The sequence below is a fragment of the Paenibacillus tepidiphilus genome, assembly GCF_008635795.1.
Taxonomy (GTDB): domain Bacteria; phylum Bacillota; class Bacilli; order Paenibacillales; family Paenibacillaceae; genus Paenibacillus_AQ; species Paenibacillus_AQ tepidiphilus.
Window position 1 is genome coordinate 232958 of record NZ_VWRQ01000008.1, and the last position, 16318, is coordinate 249275.

The window sequence follows — 16318 nt, forward strand, 5'->3', positions numbered from 1 at the left end:
CTTCGCTCCTTTCATCGTAATGAAAGTTTACAACAATTATTTTCATAGGTAAAATGAATAATACGAATAGGTGACATTCCATTTGTCTATAGATAGGGGCGCAAGTTATGGATATACGGCAGCTGCAATATTTTGTGCAGACGGCAAGAATGGGCAGTTTCTCAAGAGCGGCCGAATCGCTGTTTGTGTCTCAGCCGACCATCAGCAAGATGATCCGGGGGCTGGAGGAGGAGCTTGGCGCCGACCTGTTCTTCCGTGAGGGCAAGAGTATCAGGCTGACGGATGCGGGGGAGATCCTGCTGCTCAAGGCGCAGAATATCGTCGAATCGTTCGCCAGCCTGTCCTCCGAGCTGGACAGCCTGCGCGAGCTGCGGCGGGGGCACATCCGGATCGGCCTTCCGCCGATGGTGGGGGCAAGCTTCTTTCCCTCGGTGATCGGGGAATTCCACCGGATGTACCCGGAGGTAAGCATCCGTCTGCATGAAGACGGGTCCAAGAAGGTCGAGGATGATGTGGAGAGCGGGCTGCTTGATATCGGAGCTATTGTGCTGCCGGCGGATGAAGCGAAGTTTCATTGCTTTACATTTGTGGAAGAGAAGCTGCAGCTGCTGGTGCCTGTGGGCCACCGGCTGGCCGGGGCCGCCGTTGCCGCTCTGGGCGAGCTGGCCGAGGAGGAATTTGTGCTGTTCCGCGAGGATTTCACTTTGCATGACCGGATTATTACCGAATGCGTCAAAGCGGGCTTCCAGCCGAAGGTGGTCTATGAGAGCTCACAGTGGGATATGATCAGCAAGATGGTCGCCGCCGGGATGGGCATCGCCCTGCTGCCGGAGACGATCTGCCGCCAGATGGACCCGCGGCATACTGCCGTCATTCCGCTTACGGCACCGGTAATTCCCTGGCGGCTGGGCATGATCTGGCGCAGGGACCGCTATCTCTCTTTTGCAGCCCGTGAATGGATTTCGTTTGCAATGAAGGTGCTGGGTGAACGTTATTTGCCCCACCTGTAGCTTTTGACGAGGTAATACCGCTCCCCGTTCAGACGACATTTTTTTCTTTTTTTTGAAAATTTGTTTTTTGGCATCAGGCGGTATGATAGGGAGAGAAAGTTTAAGAGGCAGGTGACTGATCATGAAACTATACCAACCTTCCCGCGATGAAGCCAGATGCGATTACAGAGAGGACGAGCTGTTCGTAACGATAGAGCATCTTAGAAGTCAGTTGCTGGAAGTGGCCAAGGAGCGGAGTCTCAGCGACAACACAGTGCTTGAACTCAGCCAGCGGCTGGACAGCTATATTGTGCTGGCGCAGAACAAGATGATGGAGAATCTGCGGGGCCGCAAGCACAATCGTGTCAGGGGCAAAGCCCTGATTCAGTAATTTAGTGCTAACCCTTAATTATACAAATATAATGAGATAGGCCCCATTTCGGTGGGGTCCTTTTATTGTGCCGGGGCAGGAGCTTCACGCAGCGTTACGGATTCCGTAATAATTGATAGCGCATTCATTGTTTGACAATGCCATCATGCTGTACCTATAATTAGGTAGCCTAATTAATAAAGTGTTTAATATTTAGTAGTCCTAATGAAATGAGGTGGATGGCATTGGAGTAAACGGGAACGCAAGCGACGACAATCCAGTCGCACGCAGGCTGATTGCCATGATGAGACGGATGCATAAGGCGCGCTGGAAGCATACTGCAGAAGGGCACAAGCCCAGTGAGATGACTTTAATGATATGTCTTTCCAATCAGGCGGAGTTCTCTGAGGAAGGGCTGAAAGTATCGGAAATCAGCCGTATTCTCGGACTGACACCGCCGACCGTGACCCAGTTGGTCAACACCCTGGAGGCCAAGGAGATGGTGCGACGGCAAGCCGACCCTCTGGACCGCCGGGTGGTACGCATCAGTTTGACCGAGGGCGGAGAAGCTGTAACGATGAAGGTCAAGCAGGACAGGGATGAAATGATGAACAGGCTGGTAGAGCATCTGGGAGAAGAGGACAGCGTCAAGCTGGCCGATCTGCTGCAGAAGGTCTTCGAGTTCATCAAGGATAATCCCCCGCCCCATTTAGACCGGTTACCGAAGAACGGAGATGAGAAATTTGATTAAATTGTTTAAGCAACTGGGTCCCTTCAAGCTGTCGATTGCGGCGGTGCTGATTCTGGTGTTTCTGCAGTCCATGGGTGATCTGTACCTGCCGACCCTGATGTCCGACATCGTGGACAAGGGCATTGTCCACGGGGACCGCGCCTATATCTGGGAAATCGGCGGCTACATGCTGCTGGTGGCCGGAGGCGGCGCCGTTTGCTCCGTGCTCGTCAGCTTTCTGTCGGCCAAGGTGGCCGCAGGGTTCGGCAAGAACACCCGTGAACGGATGTTCAAGCATGTGGAGAACTTCACGCTGCAGGAATTCGACAAGCTGGGTACAGCTTCGCTGATTACCCGCACAACCAATGACATTACCCAGACTCAGGTCGTCCTGACCATGATGCTGCGGATGATGGTCGGCGCTCCGATGATGATGATCGGCGGGATCATCATGGCGATCTCCGAGGATGCGAAGCTGTCGCTGATCTTTGTGGTTGTGATTCCGGTGCTTGTGGGGACGATTGCAATCATCGGAACCAAAGGGCTGCCGCTGTTCAAGGCGATCCAGACCAAGCTGGATACGCTGAACCGCGTGCTGCGCGAGCACTTGACCGGTATCCGCGTCATCCGTTCCTTCAACCGGATCGAGCACGAGAACAAGCGGTTTACTGCGGCGAACAGCGATTTGACGGAGACGGCCATCCGTGTCAACAAGGTGATGGCTGCCCTGATGCCGGTCATGATGATCGTGATGAACTTCTCGATGATCGCCATCCTCTATTACGGCGGTATCCGGATCGGAGACGGCGATCTGCAGGTCGGCTCGCTGATGGCCTTCATTCAATACGCGATGCAGATCATGTTCTCCCTGCTTATGGTATCCATGATGTTCGTCCTCATTCCGCGTGCTTCGGCATCGGCATTGCGTATCAATGAGGTGTTTGATATGCAGCCGGAGATTAACGACCCGTCGGCAGCCGTATCGGCAGCGGCGCAGGATCAAGCCAATGAAGATGGCAACGAAGGCCACCACGGCTACGTCGAATTCGACAATGTCTCCTTCTCCTATCCGGGAGCAGAGCAGTCGGCCCTTAAGGGGATCAGCTTCAGTGCCCGTCCGGGCGAGATTACGGCGATCATCGGCGGTACGGGCTCAGGCAAGTCGACGCTACTCAGCCTGATTCCGCGTTTCTATGATGTCAATGAAGGCGCCGTACGGGTGAACGGAGTCGATGTCCGCGAGATGACGCAGGAAGAGCTGCGGCAAAGAATCGGCTATGTGCCGCAGAAGGCGGTGCTCTTCACCGGTACGATCAATGACAATATCCGTTATGGCAAGGAGGACGCTACCGAAGAGGAGATCATTCATGCCGCCAAGGTGGCCCAGGCCTATGATTTCATCTCGGCGATGAAGGACGGCTTCGGCTCCGAGATCGCCCAGGGCGGCAGCAATGTCTCCGGCGGCCAGAAGCAGCGCCTGTCCATCGCCCGCGCTCTTGTCCGCAAGCCGGAGGTCTACCTGTTCGATGACAGCTTCTCGGCGCTGGATTTCAAGACCGATGCCAAGCTGCGCGCTGCACTCAAGGGCGAAACGACCGACGCCACGGTGCTCATCGTCGCCCAGCGGGTCAGCACGGTCATGGACGCCGACCGGATCATCGTGCTGGATGAAGGCGAGATTGCCGGAATGGGCACCCATCAGGAGCTGATGGAGAACAGCGAAGTGTACCGCGAGATTGTATCCTCGCAGCTGTCAGAGGAGGAGATAGCATGAGCGAAACGAATAATAGCTTCAAGCGTCCTCCGCGCCGCCCAGGCGGCTTCGGCCCCGGCCATGGTCCGGGCGGACCGGGCATGCGGATGCCGGCCGAGAAGGCCAAGGATTTCAAAGGAACGCTGCGCCGGCTGATCCGTTATCTGCGCCCGAAACAGGTGCAGCTGCTGATCGTGTTCATCACGGCGATTGCCAGTACGGTCTTTAATATTTTCAGCCCGAAGGTCATGGGGAAGGCGACCACCAAGCTGTTCGAGGGCGCGTACGGCATGCTGACGGGAGTTCCGGATGCGAAGATTGATTTTGCATACATCAATCAAATTCTGATTCTGCTGGGCTTCCTCTATCTGTTCAGCGCGCTGTTCAGCTATGTACAGCAATACGTAATGTCCGGCGTGGCGCAGAAGGTTGTGTTCGATATGCGCGAGCAGATTAATCACAAGCTGGAGCGCCTGCCGCTGAAATATTTCGATTCGCGGACGCACGGGGAAATTCTCAGCCGGGCGACCAATGATGTGGACAACATCAGCACCACGCTGCAGCAGAGCTTGACACAGCTGATTACGTCCATCGTAACGCTGGTCGGCGTGATCGTGATGATGCTGACCATCAGCCCGTGGCTGACGCTGATTACCGTCGTCACCCTGCCGCTGAGCTTTGTGGTTATTATGCTGATCACGAAGCGTTCGCAGGGCTACTTCATCAGCCAGCAGAAATCCCTGGGCCAGCTGAACGGCCATGTTGAGGAAATGTACACCGGCCACCGGATCATCAAGGCCTTCGGCCGCGAGAAGCAGTCGGTGGATGATTTCAAGGCAATCAATGAAGAGCTGTACAATTCCGGCTGGAGATCCCAGTTCATCTCCGGGATGATCATGCCGCTGATGATGTTCATCGGCAACCTGGGCTATGTGCTGGTCTGCGTAGTCGGCGGGATCTTCGTGACCCGCAAGGTCATCGAGGTCGGTGACATTCAGGCGTTCATCCAATATTCGCGCCAGTTCACCCAGCCGATTACGCAAACGGCCAATATCGCGAACATTATCCAGTCGACGGTTGCTTCCGCAGAGCGGGTGTTTGAGCTGCTGGATGAAGAAGAGGAAGTTCCGGAAGTGGAGTCCTCCGCCAGACGTCCGGCTGTTGCCGAGGAAGGCAGCGTGGAATTCCGCCATGTGAAGTTCGGCTATAAGGAAGATGAGCCGCTGATCGAAGATATGAACATTGAAGTCAGCCCTGGCCAGACTATCGCCATTGTCGGACCGACCGGTGCCGGCAAGACGACGCTGATCAATCTGCTCATGCGCTTCTATGAAATTATCGGCGGTGAGATTCTGATCGACGGAGTCAACATCACCGCGATGAAGCGCGGCGAGCTGCGCAGCAAATTCGGGATGGTGCTGCAGGATACCTGGCTGTTCAACGGCACAATTATGGAGAATATAGCTTACGGGCGTGAAGGGGCGACGGAAGCCGACGTGGTGCGGGCCGCCAAGGCGGCCCATGCCGATCATTTTATCCGGACCCTGCCGCTTGGCTACAACACGGTGCTCAATGAGGAAGCTTCGAATATCTCCCAGGGTCAAAAGCAATTGCTGACCATCGCCCGGGCCATCCTCGCCGACCCGTCCATCCTGATCCTCGACGAAGCAACCAGCAGCGTCGATACCCGGACGGAAGTGCAGATCCAGAAAGCGATGAAGGCGCTGATGACCGGCAGAACCAGCTTTGTGATTGCCCACCGCCTCTCGACGATCCGCGATGCCGATCTCATCCTTGTGATGAACAAGGGCAGCGTTATCGAGAAGGGGACGCATGAAGAGCTGCTGGCGCAGGAAGGCTTCTATGCTGATCTGTACAACAGCCAATTTTCTGACGGCGACCTGCCCGATGTGGGTTAAGAGCGCCAATAACGGGCAATCCTGTAATTGAATAGTGCGGCAACAGAACGCCCCTTTGCATATTTAGCCGACTTGGCTGGACCGTGCAGAGGGGTGTTTTTTGGTAGCTGTAACGATTATTTTTACTTGTTTCTGAAAAAAAGATTTGCCTAAAATTTTTAGGGTATATATGATAAGGATAAAAAATGACCCGCGGTTCATTTGGGATTCGCGGTAGGGGAAAGAGAGAGTGAAACCATGTCAGGCTACGGAAAATGGGTGGCAGGCAGCAAGACCAAGTGGGTTACGCTTGGAATATGGATCGCCGTCATTGCGGTATTGACTATGGTATGGCCATCCGTCAATTCGCAGGTGATTAACAACGCACAGAATCTCCCGGATGATGCGCAGTCGGTACGGGCTTCCGCAGTGGCGGAGACGGAATTCCCGGCGGGAAGCGGGGTACCGGCCCTGCTGGTATGGCACCGGGAGGGCGGACTGTCTGAACAGGATTTATTACATATCATTGCCGTTTATGGCGGCCTGGAGCAAGAGCCGCTGATGCACCAGAATTTCGTGCCGCCGCTCGGCCAGGTGCCGCCGCAGGCGCTGCAGGCGTCATTGTCGGAGGACCGCAGTACCCTGGTGACACCGGTGCTGTTCGACAAGTCGGCGGACAGCGGTGAGCTTGGAGATTCGGTGTCTGACCTGAAGGAACGGATCAAGGAGACGACGGGAAGCGACCCGGCCTCCGCTCCGGCGGACGGCAGTGAGCTGAGCCTGCGCGTATCCGGACCGGTCGGCATCTCCATTGATGCCACCGGACTGTTCGAGGATGCCGATGTAGCCCTGCTGATCGCTACGGTGCTGCTGGTGCTGGTGTTCCTGCTTCTCATCTACCGCTCGCCAATTCTGGCGCTGATTCCGCTGGTAGCGGTCGGCTTTGCTTATCTGGCCGTCAGCCCGGTGCTGGGCAAGATGGCCCAGGAAGGCTGGATTACCGTCGATTCGCAGGCGGTTTCAATTATGACGGTGCTCCTGTTCGGAGCCGGAACGGACTATTGCCTGTTCCTGATCGCCCGCTTCCGCCAGCTGCTGAAGGTGGAGGAGAGCAAGGGCCGCGCGCTGCTCGGCGCAATCTCCCAGGCCTCCGGCGCCATTGCCATGAGCGGCTTCACTGTGGTAATGGCACTGTTCGCCCTGCTGCTGGCCAAATACGGGGCATATCACCGCTTCGCCGTGCCGTTCAGCCTGTCGATTCTGATTATGGGCATCGCAAGTCTGACGCTGGTACCGGCGCTGCTCGCGATCTTCGGACGAACGTCCTTCTTCCCGTTCATTCCGCGTACACCGGAGATGGAAGCGGAGCGTGCACGGGCCAAGGGTAAGCCGGCTCCGCAGCCGAAGCCCCGCAAGAAGGGCATCGGACAACTGGTGGTATCCCGGCCTTGGGCGATTGTGGGCATTACCGTCGTCCTGCTCGGGGTGCTGGCTTCCTTCTCGACAGGCATCAAATTCACTTATGATCTGTTGTCCTCGTTCCCCGAGGATATGGAATCCCGCCAGGGCTTTGAGCTGATCGGCGAACAATTCTCCCCTGGAGAGCTGGCTCCGGCGAAGCTGATGCTCGACACGGAAGGCCTTGTGGACGGAGAAGACATGAAGGTGATTCTCTCCGGACTGTCTTATGTGGATACCGTATCGGACCCGCAGCAGGGCGCGGTCAACAAGAATATTCTCGGGTACGATATTGAATTCAAGGAGAACCCGTACTCTCTGGAGGCGATGAACCATATTCCGGCACTGCTGGATACGGCGGAGGGGGCACTGATTGATGCCGGTATCTCCGATCCGGACGAGAGTGTGTGGGTCAGCGGGCAGACGGCCACCCAATATGATACGAAGGAGCTTGGCGAGCGGGATACCGACCTGATTATCCCCGTCGTTATTGCCCTGATTACACTGCTGCTGCTGATTTATCTGCGGTCGGTCACCGCTACTATCTATCTGGTGGCGACTGTCATTCTGTCCTTCTTCTCGGCGCTGGGCCTGGGCTGGGTGATCATTCACTACGTGCTCGGCGCAGATGCTATCCAAGGGGCGATTCCGCTGTATTCCTTCGTCTTCCTGGTGGCGCTGGGTGAGGATTACAACATCTTCATGATCTCGAACATTTGGAAAAAGCGTAAGATTATGCCGCTGAAGCAGGCCATCGCCGAAGGGGTGAACGAGACCGGTGCGGTCATCACCTCCGCCGGCATTATTCTCGCCGGCACCTTCGCCGTGCTGGCCTCGCTGCCGATCCAGGTGCTGGTGCAGTTCGGTATCATCACCGCCATCGGCGTGCTGCTGGACACGTTCATCGTCCGGCCGTTCCTGGTGCCGGCGATTACGGTGCTGCTGGGCCGTCATGCCTTCTGGCCGGGCAAGCACCATGAGGTGGAGCAGGCGCAGCCTGCACCCGGGGAACGCTGAGCCTGAAGCGTACCGCAAGATGAAATAAATTCAAGGATGGCAGGTGAAAGCTTCCGATATGGACTGCTGATCAGTTCGGCAGTCTATAATGGATGTTCACCCGGCCCAACATTGAAGGGGATGCCCGTGGGCCAGTTACTGGCTGCATGGGCATCCCCTTCTCTTGTCCGGCGTCCGCACCGGTCAGTCCGCTGCCGGCTCCTTCTTGGCGGCGCCCGGCGTCATGACGATCGTTCCCTCCACCAGCTCCAGGCGGACCTTATTGGTATCGCCCGCTCCGATGGATTCCAGATAAGCCGCCGGAATTTGCAGGCGGCCGGCTTTATCCAGGATGGCGTATTCCACATGGGATTGCTCCGCGGCAGCCGCCGCTTCCATATCCCGCTCCAGCGCCTCCAGCTCTTCCGTGTAAGAGATGCGGCGGAGCATCTCCGAGGAGGTCTTGCCGTCACGGATGGACACGACACGGTCGACCTTGCGGGCGAGCTGGAGGTCATGAGTCACGATAACAATCGTAATTCCGATGGTCCGGTTCAGTTCGCGGAACAGATCGAGTATCTGCTCCGACATGCGGGTATCGAGCGACCCGGTCGGCTCGTCGGCCAGCAGCAGCTTCGGGCTGTTGGCGAGGGCAATGGCAATCGCCACCCGCTGCTGCTCCCCGCCGGAGAGCTGCTGGAGCCGGCTGTGCCGCCGGTGGCTGAGCCCGACGGCCTCCAGCAGCTCGGCTGCGCGCTGCTTCTTCCGCCGCCCGCGCAGGAGAATAGGCAGCTCCACGTTCTCCTGCGCGGTCAGATAAGGAATCAGATTGCGCGCATTGTTCTGCCATACGAAGCCTACGCTTTCCCGTTTGTAGCGGACGAGCTCCCGGGCGCTCATCTTCAGCATGTTCTTTCCGTCTACGGTCAGCATGCCCGCCGAGGGACGGTCCAGACCGCCCAGCATATTCAGCAGAGTGGACTTGCCGCTGCCGCTGTTGCCGATGATCGCCATCAGCTCGCCCGTCTGCACCTCGAGGTCAAGCCCCTGCAGGGCAAATACCTCCAGGTCTGCGGCCTTGAAGATTTTGACCAGTCCTTCGCATTGAATCATCGTCTAATCCTCCCCCAGCTTCAATGCCTGATGGATGCGCAGGCGGGATAGCATATATCCCAGAATGCCCAGCCCCAGCAGCAGTGTGAATCCGACAATAACATAAAGTCTGGCGAAGTCGCCGGCGGCCAGAATGACGCGGAACGGCGGAACGAGGCTGCCGGGATTGAAGGCGATCTGGAAGTTCGGCACGAACAGCCGGCTGGCGATGTTGCCGGTCAAGGCGCCGATCAGCACTGCCATGCCGGAGGTCAACAGCTGCTCCAGGGCGAGCATTCCGATCAGCTGGCGGAGCGATAAGCCCATCGCCCGCATAATGCCGTTCTGGAGGGTCCGGCCTTTAAGCGAGAGGACCCAGTACAGCAGGAAGCCGACAAAGGTGACGGCCACCGAGACCAGAAAGCCGAGCGTCAGCACTCCGTTAACCGCCATCAGGAACGGATCGTTCTTGAGCCGGACCAGCTCCTCGCGGGTATTGGTGATGCCCGTCAGAGGCAGCTTCTCCTCCTCTATCCCTGCATAGAAAGCGGCGGTATCCGCACCCGGCTTCAGCTTCAGCCATACTTGATAGGGCTCCAGCGCAAGCTGGAGCTGAATCTGCGACAGATGCCCGACAATAAGCATCGGTCCGGCCGGCTCCTCGGAATCGCCGGAGGCCTGAACGGACCCGGCGGGCGGAAGCGGGTTAAACGTCGGGAAATAGGGGAGAATGCCGTAGACGACAAACGACTGGGAGCTGTAATCGTCCCAGCTGATCGACAGCGAGTCACCCGGCTTCAGCCCGTTCTGCCCGGCCAGGGACTCCGAGACCAGCACGGCACGGGAATCCGGTGCCATCAGATTCAGATAGTCGGCCAGCGGCCGCTCCAGCAGCGGCGGAGAGAACCAGGCGGTGCGGCCGAAGTCATCGGTGTCGATGCCCATCAGCCTGGCTGTGCCTCTGCCTTCTCCTGCGGTGAACTCCGCATCCTCCTTAATAAATACCTTGGCAGCATGCTCCACGCCCGGAAGCTCCGGATAAGGGTCGAATGGAGGCTCTGTATAATGAACCGGACCCTCTGCTGCGGCGGCCTCCGCGTACGGCCCGGCAGCGCCCTCCACAGGGGCATCGTTCGGCCATTTGGCTGTGAGGACGAACTCCGCCCCGTTCTTGTAACGAATCTGCTCCTCCATGTTGTTGTTGATCGTCCGGGCGGCACCGGCGCTGAATACACCCGTGGCCAGCGTGATGATGAGGAAAATCATCAGGAACTGATACTGGCTGCCGGCCCGGCCCACCTGAATCAGTGTGGCGTACCAGGCAGGCGGCCACCACTTCCGTCCGGCCCTGTACAGAAGCCTGAGCAGCAGAGGGTACAGCCGCAGCAGCAGCAGTCCGCCGCCAAGGATGAACAGCGCCGGCACCACGAATTGCAGCGGATCAATCTGCAGCGCGTCCGAGGCGAGTCCCAGCTCCTGCAGATTCTTTTGCCGGTTGCCGAAGGTGTACAATCCATAGAAGGAGACGGCAAGCAGCAGCAGGTCCAGGAAGGACTTGTGCCACAGCGGTGTATTGTGCCGGCGTGCGGCCTGCTGTTTATGGGCGATGATGTTGACCCGTGATGCCCGTATAACCGGGATCAGGGACATCGCGAAGCAGAGTGCCGCCGCAACTGCCGCGTAACCGAAGGCAGCGGCATCGACATGCGCCGGCAGGCTGGAGCGTCGGACGAACTGCAGGAACCCGCTGGATGCCCCGAGCATCCGCGTAAGCAGCAGGGCCAGGAAGGGGCCGGAGAGCAGCGCCGCTGCGCTGAGCAGCAGGGCTTCGGCGGCGAAGGCTGAAACCACCTGCCAGCGCGCAGCCCCCCGGCTCAGCAGGACGGCGATTTCGTTCTTTTGCCGCTCGGCCGTCAGATTCGCAACCATGTACATGTAGAAGCCAAGCATGATCAGCACAGGCACGTTCAACGACCACATCAGCCGGTCCAGCTGCTGCGAGCGTTCGAAATAACGCTCGATCGTGGTCGCCGCCGGAATCTCAATCGAGGTCTGATATGGATGCACCCGGGCATAAATCGCCTGCTGGACCTGTTCGTTCGCTGCGAGGAAAGGGGCGATATTGCTTACTTCCATCTGGGTATAATCCATGACCACATACCAGCTTGCCGAGGAGAGATCTGTCAGGCGTCCGGCTTCCAGCTCGGCCTGGAACAGCTGGTCGTTCATGACGAACATATTGTTGAAATCGCTCAGGCCCGGTGTGCGGAAGAACAAGTCATCCTCACGTGCATTCTCGAAGACGCCGACTGGGCGAATGCGGATATGAACATTGCGTTTGTCATCATCGAGTGTTATCGCCGTGCCCAGGACGAAATCCAGCTTCTGCAGTGTGCGCTGCGTTACCATGACTTCATAAGCGCCTTCGCTGTCCGGTTGCGCCAGGGGCAGTCTTCCGTCAATCAGCTTCACATGATCAGCGAGTCCGGCAACGCTGCGGATTCCGCCGGTCTGCTTCTGGCGCTGGGTCTCTTCCCGTCCGGCCACACTCACATCCAGCATCTTCAGACTGACCTCAGACACCAGCTCGCGGACCGGGAGCCCGAAGCCTGCCGCCCCTTTGCCGTGCATGTATGAATCCAGCGCTTCCCGTGTCTGTATGCGCTTCTGCGCATCTTCATCAGCCAACATAACCTTGGCGTAATAAGTCCCGGCATACTTGTTGCTGTCCTTCTGGAGCTGCTCCAGTTCCTTCACGAGCATGCGGGAGAGGATGGCCTCGGAATAGACCGGCATAGTGCTAACCAGTGCGGTAGTCAGCACCATGCCGGTGAACAGGCTGAGCACCAGCCACTTATTGTTGATCATTCTCCGGAAAATCATCGTTAACAGGGCCATGTATACCTTCCCTTCAGCGGCCATTGCTCGCCGTTATTGCAGCACAATCACATCGCCTTCTTCCAGTCCCTTCACAATCTCCACTTCGGTTGAACCGGTGATTCCGGCCTCCACATCGACTTCCCGCAAGCGGTTGCCTTCCTCCAGGACACGTACGAAGGTACGCCCCATATAGCTGCGCAGGCCGTTCTTGGGAATGATAATGACATCCTCCCTCTGCTGGGTGATGATCCGTACGTCAGCCAGGGAGCCGATCTCCACATCGCCTGCCAGGCCTCCGACATCGAGATAGATCGTCCGGGCATTCTTGTCTGCGAGCTCTTTGTTAAGGGTAGCCGGGGCGGAGCCCGGGGTCTGGACAACCTTGGCGGCATACGCCTTCTTGTCGATGGTTACCTCGGCGCCCGTACCAACATCGACCTTGCTGAGATCGGTTCCGGGATCAATGGATAAGGCCAGGCGCAGCCGGGTCGGGTCGGAGATCATGACCAGAGTCTGGTAGGGCTCAACAGGATCGCCTTCCTTCAGGGACTCGGCGAAGGTCACCTGTCCATCGATAGCGGCGGTAAGAATCTTGCTGTCGAACTGGGCTTTCAGCCGTTTATATTTGAGCTCTTCAATCTCCAGCTGCAGGGAGGCGATCCGCCGGGCATCGGCATCCCCCTTCGGTGTGTTCTTGTAAGCATACTTGGCGCGTTCAAGCGCCAGCTCCTGTTCCTTGAGCTGCAGATCCATCCCGTCGAGGGTAAGCCGGGCCAGCACATCGCCCTTCTTCACCTTGTCTCCGGCGCTGACGTCGATCTTGTCGATGCGGCCGCCTTGGCCTGTGTACTGGGCAGCTTCCGTCAAGACGGAGACGAAATTGCCGTTGCCGCCAAGCTCCTTGGTGATTGTGCCTTTCCTGGCGGCCTCCGTCCGGTAATTCTCCTGGGCCGGCTTGACCAGGGGGGGCTGCAGCTCGGCATCCTCTGCCGGGAGCAGGGAGCAGCCGGAGAGCGATACGGCCAGCAGCAGGCCGCCGGTCAGGGCGGCGAATCGTTTAGCGGGCTGCGACAATTTGACCATCCTCCAATTCATGAACCTGATCTACAATCTCCATAATCGCCGGATCATGGGTGGTCAGAATAACCGACAAGCCCTGCTGCACCAGATCGCGAAAAATCTTGACGATGGTCAGCCCGGTACGGCTGTCCAGCTCCGCTGTCGGCTCATCGGCGAGAATCAGCTTCGGCTTATGGGCAATCGCCCTGGCGATGGCCGTCCGCTGCTGCTCACCGCCCGAGAGCTCAAAGGGGCGATGGTGCATGCGTCCCGTCAAGCCAACCTGCTCCAGAGCGGCTGAAGCGGCAGACCGGCGTTCGGGAGCCGGGTAACCGGCGATGCGCAGCATGAATTCCACATTCTCAAGCGCCGTCATCAAGGGAATCAGCGCGAAGGACTGGAAGACCAGCCCCATCTCGCTGCGGCGGATTTCATCCCGTCTGCGTTCCGGGAGTCCGGTAAGGTTCCGTCCGTCGAACAGAATGCTTCCTTCCGTCGGCTGGTCCAGCGCGCCCAGCAGGTTGACGAGCGTCGTTTTGCCGGAGCCGGATCTTCCTTTGAAGGCGATCAGCTGGCCGGACGGCAGAGACAGGTCGACCTGCTTCAGCACCGTCACTGCGCCGGCTCCCTTGCCGAAGGTACGGGAGAGTCCGGCAGCCTGGATAATATCCGGAGATGATGTCGTCACACCAAGCAACCTCCATTCCATAGATAGAATTACTGTAAAGTCTATGAAGTAAGCCCTTTCAATAAACTTCGGGAACGTTTCCGAAATGTGGCTAATTACAAGGTACTACATATCCAGTAAATTACAATGGAGTATATTACTTTTTTTGATTTGTTCTGAGGAAATTATTGCGAGAATGAGGCAAGTGTCAGGGGATATCGGTATGCCCTGCTCTATATAAGTTGAACAAAAAGAACAACACAAAGAGATGGGAGTGTTGAGGGGAAGTACGGAACAGGAGAGCGCCAGCACGAGCTGTCATCGTTCTAAGCTGCTGAAAAGTATATCGTTCACTGCGATTAGTTCGATTTTCGCACACTATTTCGGCCTGCGTTACGGATTTTAGCCATTTAATTGGATTATCGCCACTTAGATTGGTCGATATAGAGGAGAATGCTATTTTTGCCTATATTAAGTGGCGAATATCCAATTAAGTCTGTGATTATCCTCCATACAGGTCAGATTAAGTGGCGATTATCCAACTACAGTCTGCGAACAGGGGTGCCTTTCGTTCGTCATAACTATACAGAGCCGGCTTCTAGCAAATTCTACAGCAATTAGTGGTATTCATCCGGAAATCGGAAATCGGAAATCGAAAATCGGGGAACGGGCAGAGGACAACAAACAACGGACGGTAGTCCATAGCTATTCCGAATTCTCTTTTTCGGTCTTAACCTGCGTCGGGGCCAACAACGAAAGAGGGGAGCGGAATGAAGCTTCCTCTCCCCTGCGTATACGGCTGTGTTTATGGTTCGATCCGGGTCAGCGGAACGGTGGCCGGGCCTTCGAGTACATCCCCGTCAACGGAGAAGCGGGAGCCGTGGCAAGGGCAGTCCCAGGAGCGGTCGCCGTCATTCCATTCGGTTTCGCAGCCCATATGCGTGCAGGTTCTGTCCACCAGGTGCAGCTCGCCTTCGGGATCGCGGTATGCGCCTAGCCGTTTGCCGTCATGGAAGACGACTGCGCCTTCATCCGGCTGCAGCTCGCGTGGCTTCTTCAGCACGATTTCCACCTTGCCGCTCACGAGCTCCTTAGCGACGTTAGCATTCTGAACGATGAAATTCTTGATGCCGGGGCTGGCCTTGAAGCGGGACGGGTCATACAGCTCCGTGTACGGGCTGTCCTTGCCCATAATACCGTCGGCAATCATCCGTGCAGCCAGTGTGCCGTTCGTCATTCCCCATTTGGCAAAGCCGGTGGCAATGTAGATTTCCTCATCCTCCTTCGGCTTGCCGATATAAGGCACATTATCCATCGTTATCAGGTCCTGCGTCGCCCAGCGGTAAGGAATGCCGCGGATGCCCAGGAGCTCGCCGATAAAGGACTCCAGCCGTTCATAGTGCCCGTAGGTGCATATGCCCTGGCCGGTCTTGTGATTCTCGCCGCCGGCAATGACCAGCTTCTGTCCCTGCCATTCCACGGCGCGCAGCGAGCGTGTGGGACTTCCGGCGCTCAGGTACATGCCGCCGGCGAAATCGGTCTCCGGCAGGACGGCCAGACAGTAGGAACGTTCGGCATGCAGGCGCGAGAAGTACATCTCTCCGCCATCATAGAATGGAAAATGCGAGGCGGAAACGGCATGGCGGCAGCGGATTTTGTAATCCTCTCCCTCGGTATGGAGGGTTAGCCCTCCGTCCTTGTCCACCTGTTCTCCGATCATAGTGTGCTCAAATACGGTTCCGCCTTTGTCCAGTACCTCCTGAAGCAGCGCCTTCAGATAATGCAGCGGATGAAACCGGGCTTGGGCCGGGAGCTTAATGGCTCCGTCAATCAACAGCGGCAGCGGAAGATGCTCCAGCCATTCACCGGGAATCCGCAGCTTCTCATAGGCCTCGAATTCCTTCTCCAGCTTCTTGAGCGTCTTTGCATCATTCTGGTCGGCATAGAGATAAGCGGCCTCGCGTTCCAGTCCGCAATCGATCCCCAGCCCGGAAACGGTGGACAGAATCCACTCCAGCGCCTCATGGTTGGACTGGTAGTACATCCGGGCCTGCTCGTCGCCGAAATGCTTCACCAGATCCTGATAAATCAGGCCGTGCTGGGGCGTGATCTTGGCGGTGGTAAAGCCCGTAGTGCCCGCAAGCAGTTCACCGGCTTCTAATATCGTAACCTTGTATCCGGCATTGGCCAGCAGATAGGCTGTGGTGATTCCCGTAATGCCTCCGCCCACGATGGCGACATCCGTAACATGATCCTCCGTAAGCTTCGGAAAGGAAGGAAGCTCAGTGCTGTCTCTCCATAACGACTCGGGAAATTGTGGAAGCTCCTGCGGCAGCCTGTTCGTCGAACTCATTTGACTATCCCTCCATCTGTACTATTATCATCTCATTTATTACCACTCTCCCCGAAAAAGAAACTTGATGTCC

General features: G+C 57.2%; 11 protein-coding genes. 6 read left to right on the top strand and 5 right to left on the bottom strand.

Features of this window, described 5'->3' with window-relative positions; genetic code table 11:
- The first annotated feature begins 107 nt into the window (after positions 1-107).
- The 6 genes from cidR to F1379_RS12970 all read left to right on the top strand — a co-directional run bounded on the left by cidR (position 108) and on the right by F1379_RS12970 (position 8215).
- The gene (gene cidR / locus F1379_RS12945; RefSeq protein WP_150270190.1) at positions 108-1010 is read left to right on the top strand and encodes a cidABC operon transcriptional activator CidR; all 903 of its coding nucleotides are present in this window, start codon (positions 108-110) and stop codon (positions 1008-1010) included.
- A gap of 121 nt (positions 1011-1131) precedes the next feature.
- Positions 1132-1380, top strand: coding sequence for an aspartyl-phosphate phosphatase Spo0E family protein (locus F1379_RS12950; protein ID WP_150270192.1), 249 nt, complete (start codon positions 1132-1134; stop codon positions 1378-1380).
- A gap of 280 nt (positions 1381-1660) precedes the next feature.
- A complete protein-coding gene (locus F1379_RS12955; protein WP_150270195.1) occupies positions 1661-2110 on the top strand; it encodes a MarR family winged helix-turn-helix transcriptional regulator in 450 nt (149 codons plus the stop codon).
- The gene (locus F1379_RS12960; RefSeq protein ID WP_150270198.1) at positions 2103-3863 is read left to right on the top strand and encodes an ABC transporter ATP-binding protein; all 1761 of its coding nucleotides are present in this window, start codon (positions 2103-2105) and stop codon (positions 3861-3863) included. Before F1379_RS12955 ends, F1379_RS12960 begins: the two co-directional genes overlap by 8 nt.
- A complete protein-coding gene (locus F1379_RS12965) occupies positions 3860-5761 on the top strand; it encodes an ABC transporter ATP-binding protein (RefSeq protein WP_150270200.1) in 1902 nt (633 codons plus the stop codon). The genes F1379_RS12960 and F1379_RS12965 overlap by 4 nt, the downstream gene beginning before the upstream one ends.
- 237 nt (positions 5762-5998) lie before the next feature.
- Positions 5999-8215 (top strand): MMPL family transporter, encoded by a 2217-nt coding sequence (locus F1379_RS12970; protein WP_150270202.1) that lies wholly within the window; start codon positions 5999-6001, stop codon positions 8213-8215.
- A 183-nt stretch (positions 8216-8398) separates the two neighbouring features.
- On the opposite strand, the gene F1379_RS12975 is transcribed toward F1379_RS12970, so the two are convergent.
- From F1379_RS12975 to F1379_RS12995, 5 genes are all read right to left on the bottom strand, one after another.
- Positions 8399-9307 (bottom strand): ABC transporter ATP-binding protein, encoded by a 909-nt coding sequence (locus F1379_RS12975; protein WP_150270204.1) that lies wholly within the window; start codon positions 9305-9307, stop codon positions 8399-8401.
- 3 nt (positions 9308-9310) lie between these two features.
- On the bottom strand, positions 9311-12184 hold the full coding sequence (locus tag F1379_RS12980) for an ABC transporter permease (protein WP_162551151.1): 2874 nt from the start codon (positions 12182-12184) through the stop codon (positions 9311-9313).
- Positions 12185-12217: 33 nt separating this feature from the next.
- On the bottom strand, positions 12218-13249 hold the full coding sequence (locus F1379_RS12985) for an efflux RND transporter periplasmic adaptor subunit (protein WP_162551152.1): 1032 nt from the start codon (positions 13247-13249) through the stop codon (positions 12218-12220).
- Positions 13224-13913 carry an ABC transporter ATP-binding protein gene (locus F1379_RS12990; protein ID WP_239004658.1) on the bottom strand — a complete coding sequence of 230 codons (690 nt, stop codon included), beginning with the start codon at positions 13911-13913 and terminating at the stop codon, positions 13224-13226. The genes F1379_RS12985 and F1379_RS12990 overlap by 26 nt, the downstream gene beginning before the upstream one ends.
- A gap of 784 nt (positions 13914-14697) precedes the next feature.
- Positions 14698-16245 carry an FAD-dependent oxidoreductase gene (locus F1379_RS12995; protein ID WP_150270213.1) on the bottom strand — a complete coding sequence of 516 codons (1548 nt, stop codon included), beginning with the start codon at positions 16243-16245 and terminating at the stop codon, positions 14698-14700.
- Positions 16246-16318: the final 73 nt, after the last annotated feature.

Excerpts from the sequence above, each read along its gene's own strand:
- cidR (WP_150270190.1), top strand. The coding sequence starts at position 108 with ATGGATATACGGCAGCTGCAATATTTTGTGCAGACGGCAAGAATGGGC.
- F1379_RS12950 (WP_150270192.1), top strand. The coding sequence starts at position 1,132 with ATGAAACTATACCAACCTTCCCGCGATGAAGCCAGATGCGATTACAGA.
- F1379_RS12955 (WP_150270195.1), top strand. The coding sequence starts at position 1,661 with ATGATGAGACGGATGCATAAGGCGCGCTGGAAGCATACTGCAGAAGGG.
- F1379_RS12965 (WP_150270200.1), top strand. The coding sequence starts at position 3,860 with ATGAGCGAAACGAATAATAGCTTCAAGCGTCCTCCGCGCCGCCCAGGC.
- F1379_RS12970 (WP_150270202.1), top strand. The coding sequence starts at position 5,999 with ATGTCAGGCTACGGAAAATGGGTGGCAGGCAGCAAGACCAAGTGGGTT.
- F1379_RS12975 (WP_150270204.1), bottom strand. The coding sequence starts at position 9,307 with ATGATTCAATGCGAAGGACTGGTCAAAATCTTCAAGGCCGCAGACCTG.
- F1379_RS12980 (WP_162551151.1), bottom strand. The coding sequence starts at position 12,184 with ATGGCCCTGTTAACGATGATTTTCCGGAGAATGATCAACAATAAGTGG.
- F1379_RS12985 (WP_162551152.1), bottom strand. The coding sequence starts at position 13,249 with ATGGTCAAATTGTCGCAGCCCGCTAAACGATTCGCCGCCCTGACCGGC.
- F1379_RS12995 (WP_150270213.1), bottom strand. The coding sequence starts at position 16,245 with ATGAGTTCGACGAACAGGCTGCCGCAGGAGCTTCCACAATTTCCCGAG.